Here is a 20468-nt window from a genome sequence, read left to right as displayed (position 1 = left end):
CAATGTCGATAAATTAAACTGACTCAGACAGAGCGGATATTTTTTTCAATAAGCCCTTTAAAAACATACAAATAGATCTTACTAGCCATGACAGCAACCAGACTTACGATAGATACCCGAGGCGATAACTCTGCCCTGAAAGTGGTAGGTGATCTGAAACAGGATATCCTTAGCGGTTATTTCAAGCCGGGCGAAAAACTCAAAATGAGCCGCCTGAAAGAGCGTTATCAGGTCGGTGTCAGCCCGCTTAGAGAGGCCCTTTCTCAGTTACTGATCGAACAACTGGTGGTGGTAGAAAACCAGCGGGGCTTCAAGGTTCACCCGGTTTCACGGGAGGAGATGCGGGATATCTATGCAACCCGGGCAGAGATCGAAGCCCTTTGTATCGGGCTGGCAGTGGAGAAAGGTGACGATGAGTGGGAAGCGGGAATCCTGGCGGCGGCTCACACCATGCACAAGTTCGGTGATATGGTCGATAAAGACCCTCAGGAGTGGGAACGTCGCCATCAGGCGTTTCATACCGCAATCGCCCGTGGCTGTAACTCACCTACCCTGCTGCAGGTACGTCGCTCACTGTATGAAAAAGCCTCCCGCTACCGCAACCTCTGGCTGAAGAAAAACATGGCCAACAGTGACGTATTTGATGCCAACCAGAAAGAGCATCAACAGCTTATCGATGCGCTGCTGGCAGGTGAAGGTGACACAGCCCGGGAGCTGATCAGACAACACCTGCTCAGCCCCAGCCGAGCCCTGGAACAGACCCCGGGGCTGGAAGAACTGGCAGACTAGATTTATACAAACCGGGGTTCTCTGTGCATCAACTGAACGGAGCGACTCCGATTAACCATTGATGACCCCAGACAACGGTAGCGCCATAGAGTGCTAAACCAACGATTACCAGAATCACATCGTTGTAGGCAGAAGCCGGAGCACCCGGTAGTGGCCGTTGTTCACGTCTTTTCATGGAGATACGGTCGACCACAGCCCAGGCGAGGAAGCTGCCAAACAGAACCAGATCCCCCAGCGTACCATTCACCAGCAGGTGAGACACGGCCCAGAGTTTTACGGCAATCAGCTGAGGATGAACGGTCACCCGCTTGATTCGTCCCGGAAAATAGGGTGCCAGAAACAGTATAAATACCGGCAGCAACAAAAGCGCAGCCAGGTGACGCATCCAAACAGGCGTTACATAAACAATATACGGATCAAGCCGGTACTGCGCATAGCCCCGGGCAATCAGCCACAAACCGGCCAGAGAGATAATCGCATAAAACAGTTTCCATCCCATCTCACTGAAGGCGGCTGCCCGGTTACGCAATGGCAGCGCAACAATCGCGACACTGTGTATCCCCAGAAAAAGTATTAATCCCAAAACTAAAATCAGCATAGAAAATTCCCTTCATTATGATGTTGCAGATAAACACAACATTGTTACATATAACTAACGTTTATAGTTCTGGATCTTAACAAAGCAAAGCAAAACGACCTCAATGTCATCTGCCGGTCATATTAAAGTCATCCGGCAGACATAAACAGAGTCTAATCTTCTTCTCAGAAAATGATTCCACTCACTTCCGTTTTTAGGAAACCAAGCATGAACAAAGATCTTCTGCAGGCCGACTCAGCTTTGCACACCGAACAGGACTCCGATTTCAGCAAAATTATCGATGCAGGTTTAAGCCGTCGCCGTTTCATGCAGGGCGGCGCTACCGCAATGGGCTTGTTTCTGGCTGCGAATCCACTGACTAAAGCGGTCGCTGCAACCACTCATCCTGAAAGCAAGCTGCTGGGCTTCAACAAAATTCCCGCCAGCACTGCGGATACTTTCGTGGTTCCAGAGGGTTATGTTGCCAAGCCGCTGATCTCCTGGGGAGACCCTATTCTTAAGGGTGCGCCAGCCTTTGACGAAAGCGGCAACCAGCCTGCCAGCGCTCAGGCAGGACAGTTTGGTGATAATACTGACGGCATGTCCTTCTTCCCTCTGTCAGAGGACCGCGCTCTACTGGCCGTCAACAATGAATACACCAACTATAAACTACTGTTTGCCCACAGAGGCGAGGCAATAACGGCTGATGATGTTAAAAAAGCACAGGCAGCACACGGTGTATCTGTATTCGAAATCAAACGTACTGCCAATGGCTGGGAATACAGCAAGGAATCTGAATACAACCGCCGTATTACCGCTAACACTGAAATGATGCTGACCGGCCCTGCTGCTGGCCATGATCTGATGAAGACCAGTGCAGATGCTGCCGGCAAAAAAGTCCTGGGTACCTTCAACAACTGTGCAAACGGTCAAACCCCGTGGGGCACCTACCTGACCTGTGAAGAGAACTTTAACGGTTACTTCGCTAAGCCCGGTGCTGAACTGAATGGCCACGAGAAACGTTACGGCATTAAAGATGACAGCAAGTACAAGTGGTATAAATTCGACAGCCGCTTCGATATCACTCAAGAGCCAAATGAGCCACATCGTCACGGCTGGGTTGTTGAGATCGATCCGATGGATCCAACCTCCACTCCGCTTAAGCGTACCGCTCTGGGCCGTTTCAAGCATGAAAACGCCGCGGTAATCGTTGCTGATAACGGCCATGTAGTGGTTTATCTGGGTGATGACGAGCGCGGTGAACACCTGTACAAGTTTGTTTCTAAGCACAAATACAATGCTGCGGATAAAGCGTCTAATCGTAATCTGCTGGAAGAAGGCACCCTGTATGTGTCCCGTTTCACCGCTAAAAAGGGTGACGTTAAGGGCAAGGGCGAGTGGATTGAGTTGACTCACGGCAAAAACGGCCTGACCAAAGAGAACGGTTTTAACAGCCAGGCTGAAATCCTGATCTATGCCCGAGAAGCCGCTACCGTTGTTGGCGCTACCACTATGGACCGTCCGGAGTGGGTTGCCGTACACCCGAAAACCAAAACAGTGTGCTGTACACTGACCAATAACAAGAACCGTGGCAAGAAAGAAAACCAGCCTGTTGGTGGCCCTAATCCACGTGCTGACAACAAGTACGGCCAGATCGTTCGCTGGACTGAAACCAATGGTGACAATACTGCTGCCACCTTTAAGTGGGATCTGTTTCTGGTCGCCGGTAACCCAACCGTACACAAGGACTTCTACGCGGGTTCTGCTAACATCAATGACGAAAACATGTTCAACAGCCCGGATGGACTTGGCTTTGACAACGATGGTCGTCTGTGGATTCTGACCGACGGCAAGTACTCAAATGAGGGAGACTTCGCGGGGATGGGCAACAACCAGATGCTCTGTGCAGACCCCAAAACCGGAGAAGTCCGTCGTTTTGCGACCGGCCCGATCGCCTGCGAGATCACCGGACTGGCATTCTCACCCGATCAGCGTACGGCGTTTGTCGGTGTCCAGCATCCAGGCGAAGATGATAAACCATCTCACTTCCCGGCGGGTGGAAATAGCAAGCCTCGCTCAACCATTATGGTTATTCAGCGCACAGATGGCGGCATCATCGGCGCCTGAACTCCAAATTCAATAAGATAGCAAAGCCTCCATTTGGAGGCTTTTTTAGCTCTGCTATTTCAGCAACACAGGAACAGATTCCGTGTATTGCCCTCCGGCGCACATTAGCCCAATAGCTCCCAGATGCTTCACTTAAATATCTCCACCTTTCAAGCAATCGCCCCCCTAAGGTCACTGTTGCCGGTGCTGAACCTCTGTTAAGATGAGCGCACTTTTATGGATAAAACAATATAACTCTTTCACAAAAAACAGTTTTTTAAAGTCGGTCAGTTCAAAACGGCCGCCGACACTTGAATAGAGTTATATTCAGAAAACGCAGCACAAGGCATTTTAACGACAATGTTATACCTCCTGCTTCTCTTCACGCTTCTGATGTCAGCCGAGATGCTGATCATGCAAACACTGCAGAAGCTTGAAATCGCAACCAGCTTCTTCTGGCTGGAAGTATTCCTTGACGCGGTCATCATTGCATCCTTCACGGTAATCCTCGTACGCTATCTGGTTAAGACGGACAGGCTTCAAATACGCCAGGACCTGAATGTTGAGTCGATGCTGCTGCGAACCGGGCTGATCGCGATGGGCGTTGAATCCATGCTGATGCTGACATTTCCTCTCATCAGCCTTTCACCAAGCACACTGACTACCATGGTGTCAGATGCCCTGTTTTATTCGCTCATCACCACGCTGCTTATACATTATCTACTATTGAAACCGACCAATCCGGTACTCCTTAACAAACCTTCGCTGATCGACAGGATTCTGGCACTGCGCGGTTTTCTCCTGTTTCTTTACCTCGCCTCACTGAGTCTTTTTCTGTTGTTACTGCTCAATGTTTATCAGCAACAACAACTCAACTATACAACTCAGGCAGTGGCGGCTGAGCAGCCACAACTCGCCCGGATAAGGAATAGCCTCAACGATCAGATATCCAAAGCGGCACTGGATACTCTGATCCTGGCACGACAGGAAAATCTTCAGGCGCTGTTTAACGGAGATTCTGCTGCGCATTCACGGCTGGCCAAAGACTATCTTAGCCTGGCATCAGTCAAACCGGTCTACGAACAGATCCGCTTCATCGATAAACGGGGCATAGAGCAGATCAGAGTTGATCAGGGCAGCCTCGAACCTGTCGTCATCGGCGCTGAAAACCTTCAGGATAAACATAACCGCTACTACTTCACCGACTCTTTCAAGCTCTCATCCGGGCAGGTTTACATCTCCCCCATGGACCTCAATATTGAAAAGGGTCATATTGAGCTACCTTTTAAACCGATTGTGCGCACCGCATCACCGGTTTTCGACCAGCAGGGCAACAAACGAGGGGTCATTATCATCAATTTGAATGCATCTGCCCTATTCACTCAGTTAAAAGGGGATGCTCAAAATACCGCAGGCGAACTTATGCTGCTTAACGAGAATGGCTACTGGATGTTCGGACGAGAGCGTGATGCCGCCTGGGCCTTTATGTTTCCGGAATATAAGGACAGAACCATTGAAAAATACTACCCCGGTATCTGGCAGAAGATTGCTGGCAATGACCAGGGAGCCTTTCTCTCGCCTTATGGATATTTTATATTTGATACCGTTGCAGCCGGACGGACCTCAGCCGCAAGCCCTGAGTTGAAGAAGCAAGCGGCAGAGATGCACTGGCCCGAGTGGAAACTGATATCGCTGGCAAGTCCACAAAACCTATCAATCCCTTACAGCAACATTCTGCCCCATCTGATAATGTTTTTTTTCCTGACTGTCATTGTTACCGGAACAGGTACAGTCATGTATTTCAGAATCCAGCAAAAAAATCTTATCGCTCAGCAACAGATTGAACACCTTGCCCACCACGATATGCTAACCGGGCTTAACAACCGTAACATCTTTATTCAGATGCTTGAGTTACAACTGGCCCAATCCAGACGCAGCAAAGAGCCGTTAGCACTCCTCTATATGGATCTTGATAACTTCAAACCGATCAATGACCAGCATGGGCATGAGGCGGGAGACTATGTATTAAAGCAGTTTGCGGCCCGACTCAAACAAATACTGCGTGAGAGCGACACCCTGGCGCGACTGGGTGGCGACGAGTTTGCAGCGATACTTCCCTCCTATGGCAACAAACGGCAACTTGAGATTATCGCCCGTCGAATTATCGACGCAACTGAAAAGCCGGTTTCCTACCGTGACCAGCAACTTCAGATAGGCATCAGCATCGGTATTGCCATACACTTTCAGGGCCTGCCGCTTGAATCACTTCTGCATGAAGCCGATCAGGCAATGTACGAAGCAAAGCGCGCACAAAAGAATAGCTACTGTTTTGCCGCAGAACCTCAGGAGCAGCAACTCGCTTAAACAGCGCGACAGAATGCCCTGTCATCTCCCTGCTGAAAAGAACCCCACTTATTTCTTTTGGTTATCATAAAAATAGTGCTTATAACTAAAACTTTATATTTATGCTGAATCAATATTAGATCCTGGCTGATGAACAGGTATAATTCACGCCACTAAACAGAGTGGTATCCCTATCAGGAACCCTCCTTATCATTACTTCAGCCTGAAATCCAAAAGACTGACAGGCTTTTTATTGCTGATTCTGCTAATCCGCAGGATATAGTTGACAACCAGTTCCGATAATTTAGGCCTGTCAGTACTGAGATTCAGTCTGAGGCTATCTTCCCTGTTCTGACTGACACTTCAGCATAATACTTTCTGCATCCCGGGAGTCCGAAATGAGAGCTAACCCGCTCGCACTTTTACCTTTATTACTGTTTCTCGCCCTGTTTATCGGCAGCGGTGTTTATTATCAGTCAGCCAATATTGATTATGCCTTCTACCAGATCTCTGCACCGGTAGCGATCCTGCCGGCCGTGGTGCTGGCCCTGCTGCTGGATAAGGGCAAACTGAACCAACGCCTGGAGACCTTTATTCAGGGGGTGGGTGACAGCAACATCATCACCATGTGTCTGATCTATCTACTGGCCGGAGCCTTTGCCAGCGTCGCCAAAGCGGTTGGTGGTGTCGATGCCACGGTCAACTTTGGACTGAGTATCATACCGGCCGAACTGGTGCTACCGGGGCTGTTTGTCATTACCGCGTTTATCGCCACCGCGATGGGCACCTCAATGGGCACTATCGCGGCAATGGCCCCTATTGCGCTGGGCCTGACAGAGGTCAGCGACCTGTCACTGCCGCTCTGCATCGGCGCGGTAGTCGGCGGAGCAATGTTTGGCGATAACCTTTCCATTATCTCTGATACCACCATTGCCTCGACCCGTTCTCAGGGCTGTGAGATGCGCGACAAATTCCGCATGAACTTCAAAATCGCCCTGCCGGCGGCACTGATCACTCTGCTCTGGCTCTACCTGCAGGGAGCCGATGCCCGGATCACTCAAAGCAGCGATTATGAACTGATCAAAGTACTGCCCTACCTTGCAGTACTGGTGATGGCACTCAGTGGACTGAATGTCTTTCTGGTACTGTTCAGCGGCATCTTACTGGCTGGCATTATCGGCCTCACCGGGCTTGAGGGCTATTCCATCGCCCAGTATTCCAAGGATATCTATGCCGGCTATACCGGCATGCAGGAAATTATGATTCTGTCGATGCTGATCGGGGGGCTGGGAGCCCTGATGAAAGCTCAGGGCGGGCTGGAGTTTCTTGCCCGCCAGATTGAGCGTTTAACCTCAAAAGGTGATAACCCGGAAGCCAGTCCCCGGGCGGGCGAAGCCGCCATCAGTACAGCCGTCGCCCTGACCAATGTCTGCACCGCAAATAACACTGTCGCCATCATCATCTGCGGCGGCCTGGCAAAAGATATTGCCGCGCGCCAGAACGTCGATCCGCGCCGCAGCGCCTGCCTGCTGGATATATTCTCCTGTGTAGTACAGGGACTGCTGCCTTATGGCGCACAGGTGCTGTTAGCAGGCTTCATCGCCGGCCTTTCGCCCCTGGTGGTCATCGGCAATATCCATTACAGCTGGTTGCTGGGGGTTATTGCGCTCGCGACAATAGTCTTCGGCGCAAGAAAGCATAAGATTCGCACCGAAGCGGTTATCGGATAACGTTAATCTCCGGACGCGTCTTTGCGCTTATCAGACCGGGGGAGCTTCGCTCCCCTTTTCTGCAATACCGGCCAGCGTATAAACGGGAACGCATAGCCCCCCTCAGGCGTTTAACGCCCCGATATCTACTGACAGCTGACTAAGCCACCTCTGCGGTCTTCCCCGAAAACCCAGCAACTTCCTCTCCAGGCCCCGGCTTTTCCGGCACCATTCTGGCAAGCACCAGAGACACCCCGCCCAGCGCGGCACCGGTGAGGAATACAGCAGCCGGTGAGATAATCCACAACACCCCATAGGCAGCAGGTAATGCCACTGCAGCGATATGGTTGATCGTAAAGGAAACGCCTGCGGTGGAAGCCAGATCTTTAGGATCAGCAATTTTCTGCAGATAGGTTTTCTGCGCTATTGCCATTGAGAACAGCAGATGATCGGCAATATACAGACCCACGGCAATCCAGGGATCTGACACCACGGCATAGGCGGTGAAGACGATAATCAGACCGATATATTCGATAGTGAGGGTTTTACGTTCGCCCCAGTAACCAATTAACCGGCCAATACGGGGCGCACAAAACATATTCAACGCCCCATTCACCAGAAACATGATAGAGATTTCGCCTGCCGTAAAACCAAACTTCTCTACCATCAGAAAGCTGGCAAACACCATAAAGATCTGTCGCCGTGCGCCGCCCATAAACACCAGCGCATAATAAAGCCAGTAACGCTTTCGCAGCAGCAGTTTTTTATGCTGCTCTACCTGTCCCTGCATACGGGGAAATGCCAGCCAGCAAAACAGTGTTATGGCTACGGTCACCCCGCCACCCAGCAGATAGACTGTTTGCATCGATAAGCCGGAAATTTCCAGCGCCAGCCACACCAGGGCAAACGCCACCAGACTGGCAAACGAGCCAATAGCCACCATCTGCCCTAATCGATGCGGCGCTTCCTCTTTGCTGAACAGCTGCAGTGACAGTGACTGATTCATCGTTTCGTAATAGTGAAACCCCATCGACATCAGTACAGTCGTGCAGTAAAGGCCGACCTCATTAGGGAAAAAACCGGTCAGGGCGGTTCCCAACCCCAGCAACAGCATAGACACCAGCGCCAGCGTTTGCTCGCGCATCAATACCAGCAGCAAGACCGCGCCGAAAGAGAGAAAGCCGGGGATCTCGCGTAATGATTGCAGGATACCGATCTCAACCCCGGTAAAGGCAGCCTTCTCAATGGCAAAGTTATTCAGCAGTGCCATCCACACCCCCATCGACAAGGGCATCGCTCCAGCCAGCAGAAACAGAAACATCTCGGGACGACGGATAAAGTTCAACACGGTTACTCCAGCAGGATCGTAAAAAAGCGACGGAGTCTTAATACCCGACTCAATTACTCAATTAAATGTCAGACTACTTTAAAAAAGATCCAAACTGTCGTATACAATAAAGCATGCCAACTTATATCGAGAAACAGACAGAACTGCCTGAAGTGCCTAAACACTGGGTTACCCTCAATGGCAAACCGGTAAACCGGCTGGAGCATGTCCCCCGTCAGGTGGTGATTCGCAAAGCCGACCATGAAGCGGGATTTTACTCACCGTTTCACAGCCACGGCTGGGGACAGCTGCTATTTATCGCCGACGGGCTGATTCAGGTTTCGGCTAAAGATGTCGGCTATTGGGTGGTGCCGCCACAACGGGCGGTATGGATACCCGCCTTTATTGAACATGATGCCCGTACTATTCACCCGGTACAGATGCGTAATGTCTATATCGCACCTCAGGCGTCCAGCGCCCTGCCCCATCACTGTCAGGTGATCCATGTCACTCCGCTGTTGCGTGAGCTGATTCTGGAGATGGTCTCCTTTGATACCCTCTATGATGAACAAGGCCCTCAGGGACGCATGGTGCAGGTGTTTCTCGATCAACTGAAAGCGACACCGGAAGCACCGCTGCACCTGCCCCACCCCAGCAGCAAAGCACTGATTGAGATCGCTCACAGACTGCGGGATGATCCCGCCGACCCGCGCTCAATGGAAGACTGGGCAGCAGAACTGGGCACCAGCGCCCGCTCCCTGGCCCGTCACTTTCGTCAGGAAACCGGCATGACCTTTGGCCAGTGGCGCCAGCAGGCCCGTCTGCTGGCAGCACTGACCCGCATCGCTCAGGGGGATGCAGTTGCTAACGTTGCTCAGGATCTGGGCTATAGCAGTCAGAGCGCCTTTATCACGATGTTCCGCAAAGCGCTGGGAAAAACACCGGGGAGGTATTTTGAGCTTTAAGAGCCGCGGCTAGAACGTCGCTTCGCGACTTCCCAGACATGACTTCGTCACTTGCTAGTTTCTAGTTGCTAGATGTAGATTTCAGATACGTTGTTCACAAGTAACCGGCTTATAGGTGGTTGCTTGTTTAAACTACCATGTGGTCTGACAAGGTTATACCACTTCAGATAACAGGATAGTTTCGCATTTCGCTGAGCAGAATTGTTATACAGTTTACCGTAAGACCACTCCCGAATCAGCGTCTGTATAAAACGTTCCGCTTTACCGTTTGTCTGAGGGCGATAGGGGCGCGTATTCATGGGGCGTGCACCGATCGTTTTGACGGCATTTCTAAAGGCTCTGCTGGTGTAGCACTTACCATTATCCGTCAGCACCCGTTTTACCTTCACGTCCATTGCTTTCAGTATTTTGAGGGTGTTTTCAAAGAACCTGACAGCATCCTTAGCAGATTGCCTTGGGTGAACTTCTGCATGGCTCCATCGAGTATAATCATCGATACAGATATGCACGTATTCCCAGCCAGCACCTTTGGTCATCACTTTACGGACGCCTGTCTTGCGGTGGCCTGGCTGACTGAAACGTGCGACACGCTTGATATCGAAGTGAATTAGCCCTCCTGGCTCATCGTATTCATAACGACGGACTGGCTCTGTCTTTTTCAGCAGGTGACCACACATGCGATGGGCAACAACACAGACAGTCGACAGCGGCATCTTGAGTGTGGCAGCAATATCTGTTTGTGACCAGCCACCCAGGGCCAGCGCTTTTATCGCTTGCTCTTGCCAATAAAGCGTTCGCGATGCGATGCGTTTAGGTCGACTTTTGCGATCTCGAAGTCCATTGAGACCTTCTTGATGATAGCGCCTGATCCAGCGATAGATTAGGCTTTTAGATACCTCGAAAAAGCCAGCCAGTTCGGAGACAGACACATCTTCTTCAAGATGTTTTTTGACAATTAAAACTCGACTATGGAGGCTAGATTTTGCATTCTTGTGCATGGTTGTTCACTCCTCTGTTTAAAGGGCTATTGATTTCGCAACCAACAGCTTCCAATACAACCGAGTTGTGAACAACCTCTCTGAATTTCACAGCTAGAAAAAGCCGATGATGATTGGCGTTTCAGGTTTTCTAAAAAGTTCTCGCGACTGTTAATCGCCACCACCGGAATCACCCAGAAGTCATGCCAGCCGACCTGTTTTTTTCGGGTAGGATCCGCTTGCAGCGGCGAGAAACTGCACGAGGATACGATTCAATCGCTGCAGGATGCAGCTCCTACATTTAAAATTAACGCTCTCATCTAGCTAGCGGCGGCGCTATCTAACAGCTTGAATAACGCCGTTTGCGAATCGCTGCTGTGGTAGCTGTCTTGCAGCAACTCGAACCCGGTAAAGATGATCTCCAGCGCGCGGTCGTTGGTGAGTAACAACACGATGCTATAGTCTTTGGTTTTTTCGATCTCGTAGGCACCGGATTTAAACCAGCTGTTAGCCAGTTCCAGCTGTTCAAGGTAATCCTGACGGGATACCGAATGAAACTCCAGCGGGATAGTATCACTGCCTTTAAACTGCACCCCGGTATAGGTTTTCGGTACTGAGAGAAAATCCCGCTTAGTGGCATATACAACGGTCAGCAGTGGCTCACCATTCGGATTATGACTGACAAAGGAACAATCGGTACCCGGCTCGGTTTCCAGTGCCGGCAATTCGGAAAAACGCTTTAAAATCATACTCTGAATATCCTTTAAAAGATCAGGCTGACAACACTGCTATTTCAGCAAACCAGTTCATCAACAATTTTCCGGTGACCCGCTTGCTGCAGCCCCTGCACAATCTTTAATGCGGCATAGGCATCATTGGCGGCATAGAGCAGCTGTGCATCGCTGAGCTTTGGCAACGCCCAGTTGGAAGTTGATACCCGTTTTGATTTATTAAACTTCTGCCCGAACTGTACCGCGATGGCTGCTTTGACGCCAAGCTGGCGGCGGTATCCGAGTTTACGGTAGACCGCATCAAGATCGAGGATCGCGCTGATCTCAACGCCAAACTTACGCCTGATGTGGCTGCGATCCGACTGCAGCCCGAAGCCAACCTTGACGACCTGCTGTGATTCCAGCACCTGACAGATCAGCGGATAAGCCGCCTGATCATGCAGCTGGAAAACATAAGCGGTTGTGGGGGTACACAACTGAACCACATGGGGGCCAGCGGATTTCTGATCCTTACGAAACACCGGTTTCGATTCGGTATCGAAGCCAACAAACGGGCTGCTGAGCAGATCCTGCAAAGCGGAGACCAGCGTTTCAGGGGTGTCGGGTTGCTGTATCTGTTCCAGCGTCATACCCGCAAAGGGTGGAAACAGTGCGATCTGCTCACGTGTGGGCGGCAACAGTTTCTCTTTCATACCACTCAGGTCTTTTTACCGGTTTTCGCCAACGCTTTAGCCCAGACAGAATCACTGTCTGCAGCAGCCGGCCTGGCCGGTTTATCGGCGGCAGGTTTATCCGCTGCAGGTTTATCGGCAGCAGGCTTATCTACGACAAACTTAACCTCCTGTTTCTGACGCTTTTCAGCCGCGGGTTTACGCACCGGTTTATCGGATGTTGCCGCAGCCGTAGCCGTTGTCCGCTGAGGTTTATTCCCTTTAGCCGCCGGGGCTTTATCGCGCATCTGGCTCTGCAGTCCACTGAGAAAGTTGCGCAGAATCTGGTCCTGGCATTCGCGGTAATTCTGATGGCCTTGCTTACGAAACAGTGCGCTCAGCTCATGTTTGCTGAGTCTGACAGACGCCAGCTTAAGAATTGCCAGAATATCGTCTGCCGTCAGGTTGAGGGCAATCTTCAGCTTGCGGAAGATAATGTTGTTATTCAGGCGTTTTTCCGGAACCGGCTGATCACCCTCCTGCCGGCCCCGCTTTTCGATGATCAGACCATTAAGAAAGGTCGCCATCTCCAGATCGGACATGCGGATATAACCGGCCTCCTCCTCTCTTTTCAGCCAGCCGGACAGCTGCACCCGGGTGACCGCCAGATCGGCATGGCGAAACACCCCGATCATTTTGGTATCGCTGAAATCGAAGGTATAACGCAGGCGGCGAAGAATATCGTTATTGGTCACAAAAAGAGTCCGGACAAAGGTGAATAAGGCTGGCACTTTAACACAAAAACACCTGATTCAGCCCCTATTCTTTGCGTATTAATCCCCTGTCGATTAATAGCCGCGGCTTTTATCGACACACTCGGGGAGTGTGCCCTGCAACAGATAGCGACTGATATTAGCGGCAACAATACGACTCGCCGTCTGAATACTGGTGGGGGCCGAGATATGCGGTAACAGGGTAATGCCCGGATGACGCCACAACAACGACTCCGGCGGCAGTGGTTCCTGTGCGAAGACATCCAGCACCGCATGGCTGAGCTGACCAGAATCCAGTGCCGCCAGCAGATCGCTTTCAACAACCGTCGCGCCGCGACCAAAGTTGATCAGCGATGCGCCGGTTTTAACCTGGTGGAAAAAAGCCCGGTCCATTAACCCCTCGGTAGCAGGAGTCAGAGGGAGAAGATTGACAACTATATCCGCCTCCGAGAGCAGTTCTGATAACGACTGTTCTCCTGAATAACACCGGACTGCATCGATACACTTGGCAGAACGGCTCCAGCCTGACACCCTGAAACCATTATCCACCAGCCGCAGCGCACTTTCCTGTCCCAGCGCCCCCAGCCCCAGCAGTGCGATATGCCGATTTGCCGGGTCTGTATAGGGCAGTTGTCGCCACTGACTGGCTGACTGCTGCTGCCGGTAGTGCGGCATATCCCGGTGCAGATACATCACCCAGGCCAGCACTGCCTCAGACATGGTCTGTGCCAGTTGCGGATCGGTTAAGCGGACGATAGCAAACGGCATATGTGCCAGACTGGCCATCATCCCTTCCACTCCGGCCCACACCGAGTGTACCCACTTGAGATTTGGGAGCTGAGCAACATCACCGGGAGATGGGTTAGCCACCACGGCGACCGTTGCACGTGACTGCTCCTCAGGGCTCAATTGGGAAAACTGGCGGATATCGCAATCCGGCAACTGTGCCCTCAGTGCCTCGCACCACTGATCGGCTTCCTGGTCTTCAAGCTGATGAACAAAGGGGATGAGTGGGCACATGACGGTATTCTGAAAAGCACAGTGAGCGAGGGCTGAAGCGCTAAAGCTGAGCGGTCGGTTTTATTTCAGCTGGTTATAGGCAAACAACAGAATAAAGGCCCCCACGGTTGCGGTCGCGATACTGCCAAGGCTCAGCCCATTCAGAGTGCCGAAGCCAATCAGGTTACCGAGATAACCACCCACAAAGGCGCCGGCGATACCCAGCAGCGTGGTGATGATAAAACCACCTCCATCTTTTCCGGGCATAATCCATTTTGCCAGTACACCCGCCACTAAACCCAGGATAATCCAGGACAGAATTCCCATTTCCACACTCCTTTTTCAGTTTCTGTAAAACGTATTCAGTGTTCAGTCTATCTCAAACCGTAACCCGATTTCTCCCAATTTTTCATACTGTAACGTGAAATTAATTTCGGGAGCGACCTCGATAACGCCGGCATAGGAACTGGTAATCACTACCTGACCCGCTTTGATATCGATGCCCTTTTGACTGAGATAATTAACCATCCAGAATAACGGCAGCTGGGGATAGACCGCAGGATGTTTACCGTCGATCCGCGCGTCTGAAATCCCGGAGGAGCCGGTTAAAACAAAACCGATCTCTGACGCAGAAAACGCCTGTTCCAGTGAGATCTCCGGACCAACAAACAGCCCCTGATTAAACAGACAATCCGCCAGGTGTTCGCAATAGCTGACCGAGTCCGGATTCAGATAGCGACTCAGAATCAGTTCCAGTGCCAGATGCGCCCCGGACAAAGCGGCCATGATCTCCTCTTCACTGAAAGGTTCACGTCTGTGAGGCAGATCATGCCCGAAACGAAATGCGATCTCCGGTTCGATTTTGCAAACGCCCTGATCCAGCTGAATCGGACAGGGTGAGTCGGTGTAGGTGCTATTGCGAAAAATGGGCGCGACCACCGGAACATTTTTCAACCCGTCAATCTCAATCGGCAACGCGCATTTCCAGCCAGCCACCCGATCTCCGGCCTGTTCCATCATTAGCGTCAGTTGCTGCTGTATCGCCAGCGCATCATCAACGCTGGCAGGACGGAGTTCGGGCGCTAAAGGGCCGGTAACCTGTTGCTTCAGGCGCCGGTTGAACAGGACTTGTGCTGCCGCCTGAATATCTGTCTGTTGCATAAGCTGATCCATCATTCTGTTTACGGCGTTGAGAAACCAGTGAAAGCGCTCACTTTACCTTAAAGCCTGACGATAGGAAGGGGTTCAACATGAAAAAGATAACGCGATCTGAGCAGGCTTAAATCCTGCGTAAAGAAAAACCAGCGGCATCGGAGGAGATGCCAGCCGGTTTTTGGGGTGATGGAACGGTTTACGCGACCAGAGGCCGTTATTAGCGGCCAAGTAGCCTGTTCTGTCCTGCGGGGATTCCGTCAAATTCAGCCATCGCATCCAGCAGCGCGTCCCAAAGGTAGCCCGCTGAGGCACTGTCGCTGAAGATCGAAAAGACGCTCATGCCCGCCATCTGGTGATGGCAGATAATGCCGCCGACCCGGGCCAGAGAGGTCATCACCAGCTCCCCCGGCGCGAAGCTTTCTTCCCGCAGATCAACGGCACAGACCTTAGCCATAATATCCGCCAGATTATCGCCGGCCATTGCCAGCCAGGTATAACTGTCGTGGCAATAGACCGGATAGATACCGCTGCCACACAGTTGGTGCTGCAGCGCGTCCATATCCGTATCGGCGGATGCACCCGGCAACGCCAGCACCCAATACTCGGTACGCCCGAGCCGCAGCACCATCACGCCATCATCAGATACCGTGAGAGTATTCGGCTGTTCCGGATGCAGCAGGCCGGCAGCGATCAGCGCCGCTCCCGCATTTGGCCCGCGCAAGCCAAAGCGGGGCCGCACCGACAGATCGATCAGCCCGGTGGCCGGATCTCCCTGCTCGGCATAACTCAGCACCTGAGCGGCCCCCGAAACCTCGGAAAACTCGGCGTGTTGATGCTTACGATAGATACAACTGCGACTGTCGAACAGTTCGGGTTTAATCACGGTCATGGTCACATCTCCTGTCTCAGGTTTTCAGGATCATAGAACGGCAGTTTCACGACATCGGCCAGAATCTCTTCACCCGCGACCCGGATATTGATCTTCGAACCGGGTTCACTGTCCGCTATATCCGCAAAGGCCAGACCAATAATGGCCTGACTGGCAGAAGAGTATTCACAGGAGGTCACGTTACCTGCGATCCGATCCCCTTTCAGTACCAGGTGCCCCTCTTCGGGTTTGCTACTGTCAGCCGGTAGTTTAAAACCGACCAGCTTACGGGTTTGTGGCTGAGCCATAACGATATCGACTGAGCGGCAACCGACGAAGAACGGTTTCTTGCGGTTCACCGCCCAGCTCAGATCCAGCTCACCCGGATGGCTCATGCCATCGGTGTCCTGACTGATAATCACATGGCCTTTTTCGAGTCGCAGCAGTCGCTGGGTTTCCACCCCGAACGGTCGGATATCAAACGCTTTACCGGCTTCCATCAATGCATCCCACAGCGCTTCACCATAGCGGGAAGGCACATGGATCTCATATCCCAGTTCTCCGACAAAACCCACCCGCAACAGACGCGCAGGAATACCTGCCACCTTGCCTTCACGGTAGGCAAGATAGGGAAAACCTTCCGCACTCAGGTCAACATCGTCTACCAGCGTTTCCAGCACTTTACGGGAATCGGGTCCGGCCAGACTGACAGCGGCAAAGGCCGAAGTCACATGCAGAATATCGACATCCAGCCGCCACTGGGCATTCCACTGAGTCATATCCCGATAGACCCGCTCGACCCCACTGGTCGTCGCGGTCACATAGAAATGATCCTCGCTGATACGACAGGCAACACCGTCATCGATCACCACACCATGCTCGTTGGTCAGTACAGCGTAGCGGGTTCTGCCCACCGGCTGTTTAAGGAAGGCAAAGGTATAGATCCGGTTCATAAATTCGGCGGCATCCGGCCCCCGCAGTTCGATGCCCCCCAGTGTGCTGACATCGATCAGCCCGACTTTGGAGCGCACATGCTCTGCTTCCTCACGAACCCAGCGATCCCGCTGAGCAGCATCGCCATAGTAAGCAGGACGGCGCCAGTTACCCGCCGGAATCATCTTCGCGCCCAGTTCAAGGTGACGGTGGTGCATAGCGGTATGACGGCGTGGATCAAAGATCCGCCCGGCAACATGTGCCAGTTTCTCCGGAGCAAACGGCGGACGCGCAGTGGTCACACCGGTCTGGGTGACCGTACGATCGGTAGACTTAGCCACCAGCCGGGCCGTAGGCAACGCCGAGTGGCGTCCCTGAGAAGGCCCCATACCCACCGTAGAGAAACGCTTAACCAGCTGGATATCGCGATACCCCAGCCGGGTGGCATTAACAATATCTTTAGCCTGCAGATCCTCATCGTAGTCGACAAAGTCCTTACCTTTCGGATGACTGAAGATCGGCCAGCTATAGTTCGGTTTCGCCTGACAGCTGACACTGATTTCTGATTCTTCACTCAGTTCCAGGTTGCGTAAAGCACGGATGGCGGCATTAACACCATCGCTCATTACTGCATCCAGGCTATGTAACCCATTAACCGATCCGGCGATATGCACGCTCTGAGGCAGGCCGGATAATTTAAATTCGGCAACGTCATCATTATAGGTAAGCTGAGCCCCTGCCTGACACAGCAGTTGGTAAGCCGGCATATAACCCGCCGACATACAGAGCAGATCACAATCCAGCAGGGTAGAAAATTCACTGACCTCTCCCTCACCGACAATGGCGCGGATATCCACGCCACGAATATGTTTGTTACCCTTGGTTGGCAACGCTTCATAAACGGTGCTGTTCTGTATTACCTGAATCCCCTTCTGTCTCACTGCGCCCAGCAGCTCTGGCCAGGGATGCTCTTGTCGCAGGTCAACAATAGCAGCAACCTCAACACCATTTTCAAGCAGCGCCAGCGCGGTCAGGTAACCGTCATCATTACCGGTCAGCACCACCGCTTTACACCCCGGTTTCACCGCATAGAGTTTCATCAACCGGGTAACCGCGCTGCACAGCATAATGCCCGGCAGATCATTATTACGGAACACCACATGCTGCTCATATGCACCGGAAGCGACGATGCACTCTTTCGCCCGCAGTTTATACAGCCGCTTACCCTGAATCAGCGGCAGATAGTTCTCGGTAAACCAAGCATTACAGACGGTATCGGTCATTACCTCAATATTGAGGTGCGCAGTGACCCTTTCGATCAGCTGCTGACGCAATTCATCCGCCTGCTGACCCTCGATATCAAAGCGGTTATAGGTCAGCGCACCACCCAGCAGGGGCATCTCCTCGACCAGCAACACCTGAGCACCGGCATCGGCGGCTTTCAGTGCCGCACTCAGACCCGCCGGGCCAGAGCCGATGACAACCAGATCAGTGAAGAGGTATTTTTTGTCGTAATATTCCGGTTTAAACTCCAGATCGAGCTTACCCAGTCCGGCTTTTTCACGGATAAAACTTTCCCACTTATCCCACACGCCCATCGGTTTAAAGAAGCTGCGGTAGTAAAACCCCACCGGCATAAAGCGACTAAAGTGACCCAGCAAGGCATCTTTATCCTTCTCCAGGGTGCCGTTATAGTTCTGCCCCTCTGCGCTGATACCTTCACTAAGCATCTCCCGATCGGCCAGGACGTTGGGTTCACCGCCCAGCTGAATTAGGGTATTGGCATCCTGCCCCGCCATGGTCAGCGGCGCACGGGGACGGTGATATTTAAACGAACGGGACATCAGCCACTGCTGGTTTGAGAGCAGTGCGCTGGCGATACTATCGCCCTGAAAACCACTGTACTGCTTACCTTCAAAGCTGAACGACAGCGGTTTTGCCCGGTCGATCAGCAACCCCATTGGGGCGTTAAGGCGCTTCTCGCTGCTCATGCTTCCACCTCCTCAGACGGACTACGCTCTTCTTTCTCGGTAAATTCGACCCGGTGGGTGAATATTTCAGAGGGATCGTAAGTCCGCATAATCTCATCGCTGCCGGTATGCCGCTCAGCGATAAACCAATATCCGGATGGCGCATGCAGCCACCATTCAGTGATCAGACCGATCTGGTTATCACTGTAAAACACGTAATCGGCCCACTCTTTATCGGTGCAGTTGTTGGGGTCAGGCATCTGACGCAACTCGCCACCGTGAACAAATTCGCTGCTGTTGCGGGGTCCATTCAGAGGACAATTAATAATCTTCATTGCAGACTCCTCAGTGACTGGCCGCCGTAGCGCCCATCTCATTAACCTGACGGAAGGTATCGAAGCGGGACATTGCGAACGGCTCGATCAGTTCCGGCACCTTGCCGGTTGCGACCAGTTCAGCCATAGTTTTGCCGCAGATCGGTGTCGACTTAAAGCCCCAGGTTCCCCACCCTGCATCCAGGTAGTAGTTTTCCACCGGACTGAGTCCCATGATCGGGCTGTAGTCCGAGGTCATATCAGTGAGCCCCGCCCACTGTCGCATCAGCCGCATATTGGCCATAAACGGAAACAGTTCAACCGCATGTGCCAGCAGGCTTTCCTTCAGGTCCATGGTGGAACGGGTGCCATATAACGGATAGGGATCAGAGCCACCGCCGAACACCAGTTCGCCACGACCGGTCTGCTGAACATAGCAGTGCAGCGCCGGAGAGCTGACCAGAGGATCGAGAAAGGGTTTTACCGGCTGAGTCACCATCGCCTGCAGCGGATACGTGGTAATCGGCATGCGGATACCGGCCATTGCCGCGACCACAGAACTCATACCGGCCACCGCCTGCACCACACAGCCACAGTTAACCTTGCCGCGATTGGTTTCAACACTGCTGACTTTGCTGTTTTCGGTGTTAATGCCGGTCACCTCAGTCAGCTGATGCAGTTCCACACCTCGCTGAGTCGCGCCTTTGGCATAGCCCCAGGCCACCGCATCATGCCGGGCGGTTGCCCCATCCATGTGCCACAGACCCGCCAGCACCGGCTGATCCGCAGGATTCATATTCAAAGTCGGCACCAGCTCACGGATCTGCTGCGGGTCAATCAGTTCGGTCTTGCCACCAAAATGCTTATTCACCTCGGTGCGCTGCCGGAAGCCGCGCACCGCCGCATCGGAGTGCGCCAGCGTCAGCTGTCCCCGACGGGAATACATAATGTTGAAATCAAACTCATTGGACAGTTCCTGAAACAGCTTCACCGATTCGCTGTAGAACTTAACGCCTTCTGAGGTCAGATAGTTGGAACGGATAACCGCCGTGTTACGGGCCGTGTTACCGCCGCCCAGATAACCTTTCTCCAGCACCGCAACATTGGTAATACCGTGGTATTTCGCCAGATAATAGGCTGTCGCCACACCATGCCCGCCACCTCCGATGATCACCACATCGTAGTGAGACTTCAGAGCAGAGGGCGCTGGCAGATCCGCATTCTGTTCAAACGGGTAGTCTTTATTCAGACCGTATTTCAGTAATGAGAAAGGCATCGACCT

17 protein-coding genes and 1 pseudogene are annotated in these 20468 nt (G+C 52.4%); 5 read left to right on the top strand and 13 right to left on the bottom strand.

The window, feature by feature from the left end; translation table 11 throughout:
* Nucleotides 1-87 precede the first annotated feature (87 nt).
* Nucleotides 88-789, top strand: coding sequence for a DNA-binding transcriptional regulator CsiR (gene csiR / locus KDX31_06475; GenBank protein UTW04645.1), 702 nt, complete (start codon nt 88-90; stop codon nt 787-789).
* A 28-nt stretch (nt 790-817) separates the two neighbouring features.
* On the opposite strand, the gene KDX31_06470 is transcribed toward csiR, so the two are convergent.
* Nucleotides 818-1387, bottom strand: coding sequence for an NnrU family protein (locus tag KDX31_06470; GenBank protein UTW04644.1), 570 nt, complete (start codon nt 1385-1387; stop codon nt 818-820).
* Between the two features lie 207 nt (nt 1388-1594).
* Here KDX31_06470 and KDX31_06465 point away from each other — a divergent pair, with 207 nt between their 5' ends.
* The 3 genes from KDX31_06465 (at nt 1595) to KDX31_06455 (ending at nt 7545) form a co-directional block, all read left to right on the top strand.
* Nucleotides 1595-3493, top strand: a complete 1899-nt coding sequence (locus tag KDX31_06465; protein UTW04643.1) for a PhoX family phosphatase — start codon at nt 1595-1597, stop codon at nt 3491-3493.
* 393 nt (nt 3494-3886) lie between these two features.
* Nucleotides 3887-5836 (top strand): GGDEF domain-containing protein, encoded by a 1950-nt coding sequence (locus tag KDX31_06460; protein ID UTW04642.1) that lies wholly within the window; start codon nt 3887-3889, stop codon nt 5834-5836.
* 377 nt (nt 5837-6213) lie between these two features.
* Nucleotides 6214-7545, top strand: a complete 1332-nt coding sequence (locus KDX31_06455; GenBank protein UTW04641.1) for a Na+/H+ antiporter NhaC family protein — start codon at nt 6214-6216, stop codon at nt 7543-7545.
* Between the two features lie 139 nt (nt 7546-7684).
* Here the strand turns inward: KDX31_06455 and KDX31_06450 are convergent, their stop codons facing one another.
* Nucleotides 7685-8845 carry an MFS transporter gene (locus tag KDX31_06450; GenBank protein ID UTW05314.1) on the bottom strand — a complete coding sequence of 387 codons (1161 nt, stop codon included), beginning with the start codon at nt 8843-8845 and terminating at the stop codon, nt 7685-7687.
* Between the two features lie 140 nt (nt 8846-8985).
* Here KDX31_06450 and KDX31_06445 point away from each other — a divergent pair, with 140 nt between their 5' ends.
* Nucleotides 8986-9816, top strand: a complete 831-nt coding sequence (locus KDX31_06445) for a helix-turn-helix transcriptional regulator (protein ID UTW04640.1) — start codon at nt 8986-8988, stop codon at nt 9814-9816.
* 68 nt (nt 9817-9884) lie between these two features.
* Here the strand turns inward: KDX31_06445 and KDX31_06440 are convergent, their stop codons facing one another.
* The 11 genes and pseudogenes from KDX31_06440 to KDX31_06390 all read right to left on the bottom strand — a co-directional run bounded on the left by KDX31_06440 (nt 9885) and on the right by KDX31_06390 (nt 20462).
* Complete coding sequence (locus KDX31_06440; GenBank protein UTW04639.1) at nt 9885-10814, bottom strand: IS481 family transposase; 930 nt, start codon at nt 10812-10814, stop codon at nt 9885-9887.
* Nucleotides 10815-11113: 299 nt separating this feature from the next.
* Nucleotides 11114-11542, bottom strand: coding sequence for a hypothetical protein (locus KDX31_06435; GenBank protein ID UTW04638.1), 429 nt, complete (start codon nt 11540-11542; stop codon nt 11114-11116).
* A 44-nt stretch (nt 11543-11586) separates the two neighbouring features.
* Complete coding sequence (locus tag KDX31_06430) at nt 11587-12216, bottom strand: 3'-5' exonuclease domain-containing protein 2 (GenBank protein ID UTW04637.1); 630 nt, start codon at nt 12214-12216, stop codon at nt 11587-11589.
* 260 nt (nt 12217-12476) lie between these two features.
* Nucleotides 12477-12929 (bottom strand): annotated as a pseudogene (locus KDX31_06425) (DUF1456 family protein).
* Nucleotides 12930-13022: 93 nt separating this feature from the next.
* Nucleotides 13023-13967, bottom strand: coding sequence for a glyoxylate/hydroxypyruvate reductase A (locus KDX31_06420; protein UTW04636.1), 945 nt, complete (start codon nt 13965-13967; stop codon nt 13023-13025).
* A 60-nt stretch (nt 13968-14027) separates the two neighbouring features.
* On the bottom strand, nt 14028-14273 hold the full coding sequence (locus KDX31_06415; GenBank protein ID UTW04635.1) for a GlsB/YeaQ/YmgE family stress response membrane protein: 246 nt from the start codon (nt 14271-14273) through the stop codon (nt 14028-14030).
* Nucleotides 14274-14315: 42 nt separating this feature from the next.
* Nucleotides 14316-15107, bottom strand: a complete 792-nt coding sequence (locus KDX31_06410) for a hypothetical protein (GenBank protein UTW04634.1) — start codon at nt 15105-15107, stop codon at nt 14316-14318.
* Between the two features lie 211 nt (nt 15108-15318).
* A complete protein-coding gene (locus KDX31_06405) occupies nt 15319-15990 on the bottom strand; it encodes a hypothetical protein (protein ID UTW04633.1) in 672 nt (223 codons plus the stop codon).
* 2 nt (nt 15991-15992) lie between these two features.
* Nucleotides 15993-18893 carry a (2Fe-2S)-binding protein gene (locus tag KDX31_06400; protein ID UTW04632.1) on the bottom strand — a complete coding sequence of 967 codons (2901 nt, stop codon included), beginning with the start codon at nt 18891-18893 and terminating at the stop codon, nt 15993-15995.
* Nucleotides 18890-19207, bottom strand: a complete 318-nt coding sequence (locus KDX31_06395) for a sarcosine oxidase subunit delta (protein ID UTW04631.1) — start codon at nt 19205-19207, stop codon at nt 18890-18892. Before KDX31_06395 ends, KDX31_06400 begins: the two co-directional genes overlap by 4 nt.
* Before the next feature lie 10 nt (nt 19208-19217).
* Nucleotides 19218-20462, bottom strand: a complete 1245-nt coding sequence (locus KDX31_06390) for an FAD-dependent oxidoreductase (GenBank protein UTW04630.1) — start codon at nt 20460-20462, stop codon at nt 19218-19220.
* Between the last annotated feature and the right edge of the window lie 6 nt (nt 20463-20468).

Source organism: Amphritea atlantica (assembly GCA_024397875.1).
In the GTDB taxonomy this organism is placed as follows: domain Bacteria; phylum Pseudomonadota; class Gammaproteobacteria; order Pseudomonadales; family Balneatricaceae; genus Amphritea; species Amphritea atlantica_B.
This window is presented reverse-complemented; position numbering and strand designations above follow the sequence as displayed.